Below are 12,572 nucleotides of genomic sequence, written 5' to 3'. Positions count from 1 at the left end.
ATAGTGGGGGTGGCACAAGGACGTCCGAACCCGTCCGGCCAGGAGGATCATGACCCAGGAAGAACGCATGCAGCTGCCCGACCGGGTGCGGACCAACGGAGCCACCCCCAACCCCTGGTGGGCCAATGCGGTGGTCTACCAGATCTATCCACGGTCCTTCCAGGACACGAACGGCGACGGTTACGGCGACCTGCCGGGCATTACCCAGCGTCTGGACTACCTGGCCGATCTGGGCGTGGACGTGATTTGGCTGAGCCCTGTCTACCGATCTCCCCAGGATGACAACGGGTATGACATCTCCGACTATCAGGACATCGACCCCATCTTCGGCACCATGGACGATATGGACGAGCTTTTGGACCAGGCCCACCGTCGGGGCATCAAGGTGGTCATGGATCTGGTGGTCAACCACACCTCGGACGAGCACGCCTGGTTCCAGGCCTCCCGCAACAAGGATGACCCGCACGCCGACTGGTACTGGTGGCGTCCCGCCAAGGCCGGCCACGAACCCGGCACCCCGGGCGCAGAGCCCAACCAATGGGGGTCCTACTTTGGGGGCTCCGCCTGGCAGTACGATCCACAGCGAGGCGAATACTACCTGCACCTGTTCTCCAAGAAGCAGCCTGACCTCAACTGGGAGAACCCCCAGGTCCGGCAGGCCGTCTTCGACATGATGAATTGGTGGATGGGCCGGGGCATCGACGGGTTCCGCATGGATGTGATCGTCATGATCTCCAAGACCGTCGACCCCGAGGGTCGTCTGCCCGGCGAGGACGGATCGGCCATCGCTGACGGTCCCGTGGGGCCTGAGGGGTACTCGTCCTCGGTGCCCTTCTGCGTGGACGGCCCCAGGCTGGATGAGTTCCTCCAAGAGATGCGCAGCCGGGTCTTCCAGGGTCGGCAGGGTTACCTGACCGTGGGGGAGGCTCCCAGTCTGGCGCCTGCCCGCAGCGGGCAGATCACCGATCCGGCCAACCACGAGCTGGACATGCTCTTCCTCTTCACCCAGACCGAGGTCGACACCGGGGACAGCAAGTGGGACATCCGCCCCTTCCAGGTCTCCCGGCTCAAGGCGGTCATGGACGAGCAGCAGCAGGCCGTGGCCAAGGCCGGATGGGCCAGCCTCTACTTCGACAACCACGACCAGCCCAGGATCGTCTCCCGTTGGGGCGACACCTCCAGCGAGGAGCTGCGCTCGCGTTCGGCCAAGGCCCTGGGGCTCCTCCTGCACATGCACCGGGGGACCCCCTACATCTATCAGGGCGAGGAGCTGGGCATGACCAACGCCGGTTTCACCAGCCTTGACCAGTACCAGGATCTGGAATCCATCAACCTCTACCATCAGCGGGTCGACCAGGCGCACGAGCAGGATCCGGAGTCCATGATGGCAGCCCTGGCCTATATGAGCCGCGACAATGCCCGCACCCCCATGCAGTGGGATTCCACCAAGTTCGCCGGCTTCACGGCTTCTTATGCTCCCAAGGAGCCCTGGCTGGCCGTCAATGCCAACCGGGACAAGGTCAACGCCAAGACCGAGCTGCGTGACCCTGAATCGGTCCTGGCCTTCTACCGTGAGCTGATTCGTCTGCGTCACACCAATCCGGTCGTGGCGGCCGGCGACTTCACCCTTCTGGATCCGGATGCGGACCAGATCTATTCATTCACCCGTTGCCTGGACCAGGCGCCGGAGCCCAAGTCGGGACCCGAGGCTGCCAGTGTTCTGGATGCCCTGCCCTGCCAGCGCCTGCTGGTTGTGGTCAATCTGAGCAGCCGCCCGGCCTCACTGCCTCCTGAAACCGCAGCGCTTCTGGGCTTGGACCAGACCGGATTCACCTCTATGGCTCTTGGGGCTGTGGACCCCGACCGGATCCTCATATCCACCTACCGGCCCGAGCAAACTGCCAGCTCACTGCTGACCGGTCGTCTCTCCCCATGGGAGGGTTTCGTCTACCGACTCTGAGGAAACCCCGTCGCCGGCACAACTTCCAGGCTAGAGTGGAAGTCAGCGATGCCCCGATGGGCCTGTGGGACCGGATGGGTCCTCCGGGTCCAGGGGCGATGGGTCCGCGCCGTGGTCAATCCCGACGATTCCGGCACGGACGGGAATAGAAAGCGGGTTGCATGTCTCGTCTGATCATTGTCTCCAATCGTTTGCCCATGTCACTGCAGGCGCAGGAAGACGGCTCCTACACCTTGCACCAGAACGTGGGGGGACTGGCCACGGCCATCGGCCCCTACCACCGTTCCCATAAGGACTGCCTCTGGATCGGCTGGAGCGGCATCGATCCTCAGAAGTACTCGGAAAAGGAGCTGGACCGCATCCGTCAGGCCTACCGGGAGAGCCGGTGCATTCCTATCTTCCTGAGCAAGGAGGAGCTGAACGGATACTACGCCGGGTTCTCCAACAACACCCTGTGGCCGCTCTTCCATGACTTCTCGCACGAGGCCGTCTTCCGCCAGGAGGACTGGGAGATGTACCGCAAGGTCAACATGCGTTTCGCGCAGGTGGTGGAGCCGCTCATCCGCAAGGGCGACACCATCTGGGTCCAGGACTACCACCTGATGCTCCTGCCCAAGATGTTGCGCGAACGTTACCCTGACGCCTCCATCGGCTGGTTCCTGCACGTGCCCTTCCCAAGCGCCGAGATCTTCCGTTCCCTGCCCTGGAGCCGCGAGATCCTGGAGGGCGTCCTGGGCGCCAACCTGATCGGCTTCCACACGGTGGACTTCTCCGCCAGCTTCCTGGCTTCCCTGCACAGGCTGCTGCCCGAACTGCCGGTCAACCGAGACGGCGTGGTCGAGATGCCTGACGGCCACCGAGCAGCCATCGACGCCTTCCCCATCGGCATCGACTACAACCTCTACCGGCGTACCGCCCACTCCGGCCTGGCCCGGGCCATGCGTCGAGGAATCGACGAGGCCTGCGGCAAGTCCCCCCGTCATCGCTACCGCACCTCGGTGACTGCCGAGGGCGTGGCGGCCAACGAAGCCGCCACATCGGACGCCAACTGGTGGAGCCACTACATGGAGAAGGACATCCCCGAGTCCACGCTGGCCAAGCAGGCGGCTTCCTCGGTGGGCAGCCGCTCCAACAAGGTCATCGTTTCGGTGGACCGGCTGGACTACACCAAGGGTCTGCCCGAGCGGCTTCAGGCCTTCGGCCGCATGCTGGACAAGTACCCTGAGTGGGTGGGCCATGTCACCTACTACCTGCTGGCCACCCCCTCGCGTGAGGTCGTCGAGTCCTATCAGCGGCTCAAGGCCCAGGTGGACCAGCTGGTGGGCGAGATCAACGGCCGCTACTCCCTGCTGGCCTGGACCCCCATCCACTACATCACCCGCTCCCTGTCCATCAAGCCGGTCTGCGGCATCTACACGGCTGGAGACGTAGCCCTGGTCACCCCCCTGCGCGATGGGATGAACCTGGTGGCCAAGGAGTACCTGGCCTGCCATGACGGGCGCGACGGCACCCTGGTCCTGTCGGACATGTGCGGGGCTGCCGACGAGCTGACCGATGCCTTCATCGTCAATCCCTACGACATCGACATGGTCTGCGAGGCGCTGCACAACGCTCTGGAGATCACCCCCGAGGAGTCCAAACGGCGCAACATCCGCATGCAGGCCCGGCTCAAGGTGCGTACCGCAGCCAACTGGTGCACCTCGTTCCTCGACTCCCTGCGGCAGGTCTCCACTCCGGGCATGACAGACAGGAGGCTGCGTATGGATCACCACAACGCCATCGTTCGTCAGTGGGACGGCGCCCATCGTCGTCTGGTCCTGTGCGACTATGACGGGACGCTGACCCCGCTTGTTCGCCGTCCTGAGCGGGCCAAGCCCACCCAGGCCCTCCGCCGCCTGCTGACCCAGGTGGGCAGCAATCCCGATGTGGACTTCCTGCTGGTCTCCGGCCGCAGCCATCAGATCATGCAGGACTGGTTCGGCGACCTGCCGGTGGGGCTGATTGCCGAGCACGGCGCCTGGAACCGCAACCTGCCCGGCAGCGAATCGGACGAGTGGCAGCGGGCGCAAGGCCTGCCCGACTCCGATACCTGGCAGAAGGTGATCCGGCCCATCATGGATGAGTCGGCCGCCAGGGTCCCCAACTCCTTTGTGGAGAGCAAGTCCGATGCGGTGGCCTGGCACTACCGGATGAGCGATGACCAGGTGGCGGAACAGGAGCGTCAGGATCTGCTCCATCGTCTGCGCGGAGTAGTGGTCGGCCTGGGGTTGATGATCATGGAGAACTCCAAGGTCGTCGAGGTCACCCCTGTGGCCACCAGCAAGGGCCAGGCCATCCTGCCCTTCGTCAACAGCGATGATTATGACTTCATGATGGCCTTGGGCGACGATGAAACGGACGAGACCATGTTCGCCGTCATGCCCGATAAGGGATGGACCATCAAGGTCGGGCCCGGCCAGACCAAGGCCCGGCTGCGGGTCAACGATCCGACCGCAGTCACTCTGCTGCTGGCCGACCTGGGTGCCGGTGTGGCCCGTGACTCCAATGAGCCCGTGGCATCCCACGACTTCCGCGACGACCATACCGTGGTCGACGAGGCGCATGCCCAGCTCACTGACGAGAAGTGAGGCGGGGGCAAGTCAGGCAGACGATCGCTTGCCCCACCGGTGACTGCTCGTGAAGCCTGGTAAGTTCACGGGCAGCTGGCGGTGATTGGCGCTCACTGCGGTGACAGCCTGTGATGACCGCGGACGGATGATCATGGGCTGTAGGTTGCGACTGTTGCCTGTCGCTACCTCTTAGTGGCGACTGTCGAGAACTGTCGGCAACTTTTCGGGTATCCAAACGTTCGAGTGCTCACATATTTTGGTTTTCGGCAGGTTTGGGTGTCCACCATGTTGACGGCTGACCCCGTTGGTCGGGCCTTGCCGACCATACTTGGAGCATGGATACTTCAACAATCACTGCCTGTCTTGAGTCCGATCATGCCGCTGATCTGCGCAAAGCCGCCCAACGTCTGGAAGGTGTGGCCCGTCATACCCTTATCGAGGAATCCGATGATCTGGGTGCTCGGATAGGCCATCGCGTTCTGCTCAAGCCGGAGAATCTGCAGCTGACCGGATCCTTCAAGATTCGCGGAGCTTATAACAAGGTGGCCTCGTTGGATCAGGACGAGCTGGATCGCGGCATCGTCACCGCTTCCGCCGGCAATCATGCCCAGGGGGTGGCTTTTGCCGCACGCAGCCGTGGCGCGAAGGCCACGATTGTCATGCCCCGGATCACGCCGCCCCTCAAGGTCGATGCCACTCGGGCCTATGGCGCCGAGGTTGTCCTGCAGGGTGAGGTCTTCGATGAGAGTTCCGATTACGCCTTGGGTCTGGCACGTGATCGCGGCATGACCTTCGTCCCGCCCTTTGACGACTACGAGGTCGTCTGCGGTCAGGGGACCATAGCCATGGAGATTCTTCAGGACGTGCCCGATGTCACCGATATCGTGGTTCCCCTGGGTGGAGGCGGGCTGGGCGCTGGTGTTGCGCTCGCCGTAAAGACCTTCAAGCCAGACGTCATGGTCATCGGAGCCACCCCGGTCGGATCTCCGGCCTGGCGTGAATCTCTGACAGCTGGTCATGTGATTGCAGCGGATCAGATGCGCACAGCTGCCGAGGGCGTGGCCGTCAGACGTCCCGGCGATCTGAACTACGCTCTGCTCAGCCGATATATGGATGATCTGGTTCAGGTGACCGAAAGCGACATCTCCGAGATGATCCTATTCATGCTGGAGAAGCACAAACTGGTGGTCGAGGCAGCTGGCGCCGTCTCCTTGGCAGCACTGGGTCAGTTGGATCTGCAGTCCGATGTCTTCCGGTCGGCCCCGGGTCCGCATGTGATCGTCCCCATCATCTCGGGAGGCAATATCGACACGGTCACCATGGGTGCGGTCATCCAGCGGGGGATGATCTCCCGCGGGCGCATCATGCAGTTCGGCGTGGAGCTGCCCGACGTTCCCGGCCAGCTGGTCAATGTGGCCACGGTCCTGGCCGATCTGCGTGCCAATGTGATCGAGCTCAACCACGACCAGTTCAAATCCTCCGGCCACTATGACAACGGCGTGCTCTTGGAGGTGACCGTGGAGACCAACGGCCCCGACCACATCACCCAGATTTTGGATACCTTGCGCAGTCGAGGCTTCCAGGTCCATCAGAACTACTGAGCCTAGCTTCCCGATCGGAACCGGGGTCCAATGCCCAGCTTCCAAGGTTCCAAGATAAGGATCACGACCGGGCGAACAGCCAGAATGGCCGTCGCCGTTGCTGAGTTTGGCAGATAGCCTGCAGGTTCTTGCATGGACTATCTATGGCAATCTTTGCGCCGCCTTTCTTGATGCTCTAATGTGGCCTGCTCTCTGCGCCGGCATCGGTCAGGGCCGCGTTCCAGAGAGAGCCTCATGGTTCTGCGACTGTTTGAATTTGGTGACGAAGTTTCGTGTTTCTGCATAGTTCGAACCCATCTGGTTCCGGAGCGATTTCCAAGTGATGAGCGGGGTCTGGTAGGCGTAGGTTCGGCTGCCGTTGATGCGCACCCATTCGGCTGCACCCGGCCCGGGGTTGCGGATAGGCAGAAATATGCGGCAGAAGTCGGGCGTCAGGTAGACCCAGCGCTGCCTGTTGAGCTGCTTCCATTGCGGCCCGCCCATGGACCGTGGAATCTGACTGGCGAATTCTTTCGTAAGGAGGCAATACCCTCTATTGCTTCTCTTTGTTCCCCGTTCTGTTCCCGGCAAGAGAAGATTTTCATACTAAATTCAGTATATCTACGCAATGACGGTTCTTGTTAAAGGGGAGGGGCTCAAGGTTTCCGCTCGGCGTTCGCTGTTTGTTTTCCGTGCTGGCGGGTCATCTTTGACTTGTCGGCGAACCGGTTTAGGGCGTCCTTGTCCTCGTTGCAGTGGTAGTTGTTCATGCACTGTGGTGAGCAGAATCGCTGAATCTTCCTCTTGTCTTTGGCCGGCAGGTACGGCTTGCTGCATCAACAGGTAACGGTCCACATAAAGGCCGTTGATCTCGCTTGTTTCGTGCATTGGTTCCCGCGCAGATTTTTGATTTTGCGCATGTCCCTGCAACCGAATTTTGTCAAATTCGCGCATCGTGCGCAGAATTTGGCGTCATTTCAACGATAACACCGGATTTTCCGCATTTTAATGCAAGAAGTCCATCTCTTGAATTTGGTCTGATTGTGGCTTGTCTGGACGTGATTGCTGTCTGTGCTGGTTGGCGCACTTGGGGTGTATTGATTGATGGTGATTTCGTGATTGCCGGTGTTCTATGGATGTGATGAGCTGGTTTCGGGTCCTTTTTGGGATAACGGTGGAATGCTTGCTTCAGACTGTGGCAGTTCTTCCGGTGCGCACGCCCGACTCTGCTCTTTCCTGCCGGCTCCGGCAGGCTTGTACCGCATGCATGGAGATGGAGAATCTGTCCACCAGGATGACCCAGGACCGGCTGGCCGTTCTGGGTATGCCTTGCGGATGATGGCCGACTTGGGGGTGCCCTCCTTCTTGGCCGCCCGGCTGGCTTTGTCGCCCAGGTCCTTGGGCGCCCTGACCCTCCAGGCGCATCACGCGGTCCGTTCCTCGGCCCCTTGCTTCTCCAGCTTCTCCAACTTCGCCATGCTCTGGGCAATGAGCGATGCGGCCTGCTCGTCGGTCAGCAGCGGGGCGCCGGGGTCCCGCCGGATGGCGGCCTCCGTGTGGTGGATCAGCTCCCCCCGATCGGCTGCATGGATCATCGCATCGATGTCCTTCTGGTTCTCGGATGTGACTTCCTTGGCCATTTTGCGTTCCTTTCCCTTCCTGTGCACCTGTCTCTCTTCGCCCTCACCGGGTGGCCTCGGCCCGGCGCAGGCGCATCTGTTCGAATTCCGTATGGAGATCCCTGAAGAACTGGTCCTCGTCCACCTCGCGGTTCGGGTCCATGAACCGTTCGGAGCCGGGGACGGCATCCAGGCGCTCCCCGCGTTCGGCCTTGGCGGTCATCTCCTCCATCTGCCGGCGCTCTTTTTCCGTCTTAGGTTCGTACTCGTATTCCTTCATGGCTTCGATTCCTTTATCCATAGACATGGCTTTTTGATCGTTGGTTGGTTTGTCTGTCCGTCTATCGGTCGCGCTTGTGCTACTCAATCAGCTAGCGCCACACGTCGTTGACGGTCAAGGTGTGGAAGGCGACGAATTCCCCGGGCTCGTCTTCCTTGACTATAACCTCGATGCAATTCTTTTCAAGCGCTCCAGGATGCCTGGGCCCGACGAACACCACGGCATCCAGCCCATTCCGAGCCTAGACCTCCTCTTTGCCTGCATAATGCAGGACGGCATAGCCGATTTCTTGGTATTCGTTACACCATGCCTGCCGGCGCTTCTGGTCATCTTGAGCGTTTGAGCTCCTCTCTCCCGCCTTCTATCTATATGGCACCACACTGACGACCTGCAGTCAAAGGCCGCACTTTTTTCTTCTGAGTATTCCTTGGATCTACCAGCCGCGTCCTGCTGTGGAGGGCATCCTCCTCGAGGATTCATTTCGGCTTCGGGTCGTTTTATAGGCTCCTGTAATCAGGAAAAGACCGCGGCTTTTTCCGGATCGCAGCCATTGCTTTTTGCTTAAGACAACGATAATCAGAAGCCAGGCAGTCAAAAGGCTTTACATGCTTTTTTCGCCCGATTCCGGATGAAGTCGGCCAGGACGGAGTGAACCAGCGCCGAAGAGTTATGCAGGTTCTCCTCCCGGGCGATGCGTTTCAGGGGGTCCTTCATGGTCGGCGTGACCTTCACACGTAGTTCCACGTTGACGGGACGTCGCTCCTCTTCGCGGGGTCGGCCGGCGAAGATGCCCATCAACTCTTTGTCCTTCAGGGCCGGAGCACCAGGGTCCCTGTACACCGCAGTTCCGGGCGCGGGCTTCAGCTCACCCCGGTCAGCCATTGCATCAAGCTTCTCGCTTGTATAGCTCATCTGCGTTTTCCTTTCTATTTATCGAGAGACCGCCATCCCCAGGCCAAACGGTCTGGGATAGCGAGTCCTTCAGCAAACCACCGTCATTTGCAATGCATTAGATGCATCCACCTGTCGGAGATGGGCATGGCGTGGAATGCATGCAGGAGGCCATCCTCACGGCTAGCCGCAATCACCTCGATGACGTTATGGGGCGAGCCTCCTTCATGCCTGGGGCCGACGAACGCGATCGTCGCATCTCCGGGATTGCCCAGAGTTTTTTGAAAGCCGAAAGGGTGGCGGACGGCGTATCTGATCTCCCCATTCTTCAGACCATGTTTGCGTGCAGATTTGTCGACCTTTACCAATGAGCAAGATCGCATTCTCTCTCCTTATATCATCTTCACTTCGCGCCATTTCCCCCTCCTTTCCAATGCATTTCAGTCATACAAAGTTGTATTACTCCGTCAAATTACTCCGCTGACTTACTTCGCTAGCGAATACATCCCTTGCCCTTTGCTTTTTGAATCTTGATTGAGCACTATGGCGAAGTACACCGCCTTGCCGCCGCAGGAACGGCCGGCAGACGGGGTTGTCCGCGTCTGCCGGCCGGCACCCCGATCTCCTCTTTGATGCTTGCAGAGCGCTTCCTCATCCTCTGGCCGATCATGTCATCGCATCAGCATGCCGAATCCTCTGCAGTGTGCCCATCAACAGGGAGGAGCCTCTTCCCGGCGCCGTAAAAGTGCATTACAATAGTGGTATGGCGATTAGGTTCACGGATTCGGCGCACCGGCATTTCGGCGAGGACCGCCTCGACGAGGCCATGGTGCTCAGGGCTATAGGCGAACCGGTATGGACCGCGATCGTTGACCCGGACGACCCGTCTGTGCCACCGCCGGCGCCCGGGGATCCGCCGACAGCGCTCATCGTGTGCAAAAGGCACCCAAGCGCATTGGACGACGACCTGCTCGAAGTGCTCATCCACCCCGATGGGCCCGACATGCGGGTATTCCACGTCATGCACTTGGGCGGACTGTGGCGCAACTACTGGCACCGCTGGTCCGACGGCCGGGACGGGAACGGGACGACGACGGAAAGGAAACGGCAATGAGCGACGAGAACACACGGCGCACGACCGTGAAGGCAAGCGAATACGAGAACCGCATGGACCGGCTCGACCGGGCCCCCTCGAAGCCGCCAGTCTCTGCATGGGGCGGCGAGGAAGCCAGGAGGATTAGCCAGGCCATGCTCGACCCCGACACAGACGCCACGAAGCTGTTCGCCACCCTGATGGGGCGCCCATCGCTCGAGCAGCGCGAACAGGGCAGGAAACCGAGCGTGCAGCACAGTGTGCGCTTGAGCGAACCCATGGACGAATACGTATCCGCCGCCATCAAGCGCGAGGGGTTGAAGAACCGCAGTGAATACTTCCGCATGCTCGTCCAGCGGGACGCTGAAAACCACCACACCGAACTCGTCGGCGCATGACACGGGACTGAAGCCGAACCTGCCGGATCGCGGCGACCTTGCATGATCATTCCGGGATATTCGGCACTCCTCCGTTTGATCATCTGCCGTCAATGGAAGCCACAGCCGGCCATGTGTGCCATGATGACCCAGCGGGTTCGCCGGATGCGGCCACTATTAAGCGGTCGTTTCTTCCGCTGGCGAGAGGTGCCGATGCTTTCCCCGATGAATTTGGGCTCGTGATCACGTCTTTCAGGCGAGTTTGAGCTCGGCTATTACACATGTAATCTACTTGGTGACCATCTAAGAGAGCTGGATTCCATATCGGAAGCGTCGGAGCTCTGTTGGGACAAGGCGTTTCAGGCTTATGGCTCTACTAAAAGTGTGCTATCGGGCATGAAAAGGCTCCGATGGGATGTATGGCCTGAAGCCAGAGGTGTCCGCTGATCATTGTGGCGTGGCTATGGGGGTTTTGGAGCAAAGAATCGACTCTGTCGGTGCTGCAAATAGGTTGAGAGATAGGACGGGGCGCGTTGGATGCCGAGGAGCGGGAGAGTGCGGTTGTTCCTATTCGAATTTTAGGGGCCCTATTGGTATCTGGTCCCAGTCCTCGTCGGTGCTGATAGGGCGTGCCCAGGGCATCATAGCTTTGCTCGGGCGGGAAGACTTTGGCTTCCGGAGTCGATTCGCCCTCCTTCTTCTGGGGCAGGGGTTCGCTTCCTGATGCAGAGTATCCGCGTGATAGGGGACCGGTACAGGCGGAGTCTGTCTGTAGTGAGACGGAAGACGGCTCAAGGATTGCCATAGTGGGCCCTGCAGGTTCTTGCAGGGTCCATCAGAAATCTGCAGATCGCAGACCTGTTCCAATAATTGCTGGAAAGGTTAGGGAAATAATTGCTGGAAAGGTTGGGGAATCAACTCTGGCCGGCGATGGTCTTGTCAACGAGCTTGGGCAGCGCTTCTTCGATGGGCTCGTGGATGAGTCGGGTTGCCAAAGAATCATACTGGGTCGAACCCATGTTCATTATGGTGATTGGCACGCCCGCCTGGGCTGCCACTGGCACCAGCGAGGCCGCAGGATACACCTCCAAGGTGGACCCGATCACCCAGAATTGATCGGCCTGGCTGGCCCGCCTCATGCTCTTCTCCATGGCGCCCTCAGGTAGGGCTTGACCGAAGTAGACCACATCAGTCTTGATGATGCCGTCGCAAGGCATGTTGCCTTGGTAGGGCATGGGCTTATGGCAGTGTGGGTCGGGCTCCTGATCAAGCTTGGCCATGATGTCGGCTGTCCGGTATGCCTGGCTGCATTTCATGCAGTGGGAGGTGCCGATGGTCCCGTGAAGGTTGACGATGACGTCCTCGGAGTTGCCGGCTTTCTCGTGGAGGGCATCGAAGTTCTGCGTAGCCAACAGGTTCAGCATGCCTGCCTGCTCCAGCTTGGCCAGTGCCTTGTGGGCCACTCCGGGCTGGGCCTTCCAGACCGGCGACTCCTTTTGCCACCGCCATGAATACTCCCGCTGTTTCCGGTCGCTCATGAACAGGTCCAGGTCATAGACGCTCATCTGATCGGGATGCTTGGTCCAAACCCCGTCAGGCCCACGGAAATCCGGTATGCCGGCTGAAGTCGAGATGCCCGCCCCGGTCAGTACTGCAATTGTTGTGCTCATACACCCGTCTTACCATCCGTTAATAGACTCAATGAGTCGAAGGCCAACTTGGTGCGCGAATATACGCCTATATCAACATTCGCATTCGTAGGGTGTGGATGACTGGCGATCGCGGACAAAAGGCAAACTCCGTATTGGATGTAACCGGTCCTGACCAGAATTCAGAAGGATCATGCTGACACGCCGACCCAGCAGTGGCTCAAGCAATACTTTGTGAATAAAATGTGTGCATGACGCAGGAACGGTAGGCTGAAGTCCCAACTTCGCGAGGTTCTAAAGTAAAAAGGGACATATGACGACACGCCGTCTGAGGGCTTGTTATTGCTGGTTTTAAGGGTGCTCCCAGAATGGCTGAGTTGCGTTTTGGCCGGCTCGTGGTAAGTTTATCTCTTGCTGCTCAACACGGCGGTTCTTCTTCCGGGAGGAAGTTGAATGGCTTGTTGGTGTGGTGGTGGTTTGAGAACTCAAGAGCGTGTTTGTGCTACTTATAGCT

The 12,572-nt window shown here is 59.9% G+C and carries 14 protein-coding genes; 8 read left to right on the top strand and 6 right to left on the bottom strand.

From position 1 onward, the window contains the following. Nucleotides 1-49 precede the first annotated feature (49 nt). From QRX41_RS07605 to ilvA, 3 genes are all read left to right on the top strand, one after another. Nucleotides 50-1,960: a glycoside hydrolase family 13 protein gene (locus QRX41_RS07605; protein WP_313839751.1), complete on the top strand. Its 1,911-nt coding sequence runs from the start codon at nt 50-52 to the stop codon at nt 1,958-1,960. A 161-nt stretch (nt 1,961-2,121) separates the two neighbouring features. Further along, complete coding sequence (locus QRX41_RS07600) at nt 2,122-4,587, top strand: bifunctional alpha,alpha-trehalose-phosphate synthase (UDP-forming)/trehalose-phosphatase (protein ID WP_313839749.1); 2,466 nt, start codon at nt 2,122-2,124, stop codon at nt 4,585-4,587. 317 nt (nt 4,588-4,904) lie between these two features. Beyond that, complete coding sequence (gene ilvA / locus QRX41_RS07595) at nt 4,905-6,170, top strand: threonine ammonia-lyase (RefSeq protein ID WP_313839748.1); 1,266 nt, start codon at nt 4,905-4,907, stop codon at nt 6,168-6,170. A gap of 207 nt (nt 6,171-6,377) precedes the next feature. Here ilvA and QRX41_RS07590 read toward each other — a convergent pair whose 3' ends face one another. Beyond that, nucleotides 6,378-6,653: a hypothetical protein gene (locus QRX41_RS07590; protein ID WP_313839746.1), complete on the bottom strand. Its 276-nt coding sequence runs from the start codon at nt 6,651-6,653 to the stop codon at nt 6,378-6,380. A 371-nt stretch (nt 6,654-7,024) separates the two neighbouring features. On the opposite strand from QRX41_RS07590, the gene QRX41_RS07585 reads away from it, so the two are divergent. Beyond that, a complete protein-coding gene (locus tag QRX41_RS07585) occupies nt 7,025-7,291 on the top strand; it encodes a hypothetical protein (RefSeq protein ID WP_313839745.1) in 267 nt (88 codons plus the stop codon). Between the two features lie 46 nt (nt 7,292-7,337). On the opposite strand, the gene QRX41_RS07580 is transcribed toward QRX41_RS07585, so the two are convergent. Genes QRX41_RS07580 through QRX41_RS07570 form a run of 3 tightly spaced genes read right to left on the bottom strand, consistent with a single transcriptional unit; the run spans nt 7,338 to nt 8,048 of the window. Then, nucleotides 7,338-7,577, bottom strand: a complete 240-nt coding sequence (locus QRX41_RS07580) for a hypothetical protein (protein WP_313839743.1) — start codon at nt 7,575-7,577, stop codon at nt 7,338-7,340. After that, complete coding sequence (locus QRX41_RS07575; protein ID WP_313839741.1) at nt 7,574-7,789, bottom strand: hypothetical protein; 216 nt, start codon at nt 7,787-7,789, stop codon at nt 7,574-7,576. Before QRX41_RS07575 ends, QRX41_RS07580 begins: the two co-directional genes overlap by 4 nt. 43 nt (nt 7,790-7,832) lie before the next feature. Then, entirely contained in the window at nt 7,833-8,048 is a 216-nt protein-coding gene (locus QRX41_RS07570; RefSeq protein ID WP_313839739.1) for a hypothetical protein, read from the bottom strand. Nucleotides 8,049-8,169: 121 nt separating this feature from the next. Between QRX41_RS07570 and QRX41_RS07565 the strand changes: the two genes are divergently transcribed. Continuing rightward, nucleotides 8,170-8,391: a hypothetical protein gene (locus QRX41_RS07565; protein WP_313839737.1), complete on the top strand. Its 222-nt coding sequence runs from the start codon at nt 8,170-8,172 to the stop codon at nt 8,389-8,391. A gap of 248 nt (nt 8,392-8,639) precedes the next feature. Here the strand turns inward: QRX41_RS07565 and QRX41_RS07560 are convergent, their stop codons facing one another. Continuing rightward, entirely contained in the window at nt 8,640-8,960 is a 321-nt protein-coding gene (locus tag QRX41_RS07560; RefSeq protein ID WP_313839735.1) for a hypothetical protein, read from the bottom strand. A 140-nt stretch (nt 8,961-9,100) separates the two neighbouring features. On the opposite strand from QRX41_RS07560, the gene QRX41_RS07555 reads away from it, so the two are divergent. From QRX41_RS07555 to QRX41_RS07545, 3 genes are all read left to right on the top strand, one after another. Next, on the top strand, nt 9,101-9,310 hold the full coding sequence (locus QRX41_RS07555; protein ID WP_313839733.1) for a hypothetical protein: 210 nt from the start codon (nt 9,101-9,103) through the stop codon (nt 9,308-9,310). 392 nt (nt 9,311-9,702) lie between these two features. Next, nucleotides 9,703-10,053, top strand: coding sequence for a hypothetical protein (locus QRX41_RS07550; RefSeq protein ID WP_313839731.1), 351 nt, complete (start codon nt 9,703-9,705; stop codon nt 10,051-10,053). Then, nucleotides 10,050-10,430: a toxin-antitoxin system protein gene (locus tag QRX41_RS07545; protein WP_198189747.1), complete on the top strand. Its 381-nt coding sequence runs from the start codon at nt 10,050-10,052 to the stop codon at nt 10,428-10,430. The genes QRX41_RS07550 and QRX41_RS07545 overlap by 4 nt, the downstream gene beginning before the upstream one ends. 893 nt (nt 10,431-11,323) lie before the next feature. Here QRX41_RS07545 and QRX41_RS07540 read toward each other — a convergent pair. Further along, the gene (locus tag QRX41_RS07540; RefSeq protein ID WP_313839729.1) at nt 11,324-12,079 is read right to left on the bottom strand and encodes a Sir2 family NAD-dependent protein deacetylase; all 756 of its coding nucleotides are present in this window, start codon (nt 12,077-12,079) and stop codon (nt 11,324-11,326) included. Nucleotides 12,080-12,572 lie beyond the last annotated feature (493 nt).

Origin of the sequence: Bifidobacterium kimbladii (genome assembly GCF_032193675.1) — a bacterium.
Lineage (GTDB): Bacteria > Actinomycetota > Actinomycetes > Actinomycetales > Bifidobacteriaceae > Bombiscardovia > Bombiscardovia kimbladii.
This window is presented reverse-complemented; position numbering and strand designations above follow the sequence as displayed.

What these genes read in the sequence shown, in the direction of transcription:
- QRX41_RS07545 (WP_198189747.1), top strand. Translation starts at nt 10,050, where the DNA reads ATGAGCGACGAGAACACACGGCGCACGACCGTGAAGGCAAGCGAATAC.
- QRX41_RS07575 (WP_313839741.1), bottom strand. Translation starts at nt 7,789, where the DNA reads ATGGCCAAGGAAGTCACATCCGAGAACCAGAAGGACATCGATGCGATG.
- QRX41_RS07590 (WP_313839746.1), bottom strand. Translation starts at nt 6,653, where the DNA reads ATGGGCGGGCCGCAATGGAAGCAGCTCAACAGGCAGCGCTGGGTCTAC.
- QRX41_RS07570 (WP_313839739.1), bottom strand. Translation starts at nt 8,048, where the DNA reads ATGAAGGAATACGAGTACGAACCTAAGACGGAAAAAGAGCGCCGGCAG.
- QRX41_RS07540 (WP_313839729.1), bottom strand. Translation starts at nt 12,079, where the DNA reads ATGAGCACAACAATTGCAGTACTGACCGGGGCGGGCATCTCGACTTCA.
- QRX41_RS07605 (WP_313839751.1), top strand. Translation starts at nt 50, where the DNA reads ATGACCCAGGAAGAACGCATGCAGCTGCCCGACCGGGTGCGGACCAAC.
- QRX41_RS07555 (WP_313839733.1), top strand. Translation starts at nt 9,101, where the DNA reads ATGCAGGAGGCCATCCTCACGGCTAGCCGCAATCACCTCGATGACGTT.
- QRX41_RS07550 (WP_313839731.1), top strand. Translation starts at nt 9,703, where the DNA reads ATGGCGATTAGGTTCACGGATTCGGCGCACCGGCATTTCGGCGAGGAC.
- QRX41_RS07600 (WP_313839749.1), top strand. Translation starts at nt 2,122, where the DNA reads ATGTCTCGTCTGATCATTGTCTCCAATCGTTTGCCCATGTCACTGCAG.
- ilvA (WP_313839748.1), top strand. Translation starts at nt 4,905, where the DNA reads ATGGATACTTCAACAATCACTGCCTGTCTTGAGTCCGATCATGCCGCT.
- QRX41_RS07560 (WP_313839735.1), bottom strand. Translation starts at nt 8,960, where the DNA reads ATGAGCTATACAAGCGAGAAGCTTGATGCAATGGCTGACCGGGGTGAG.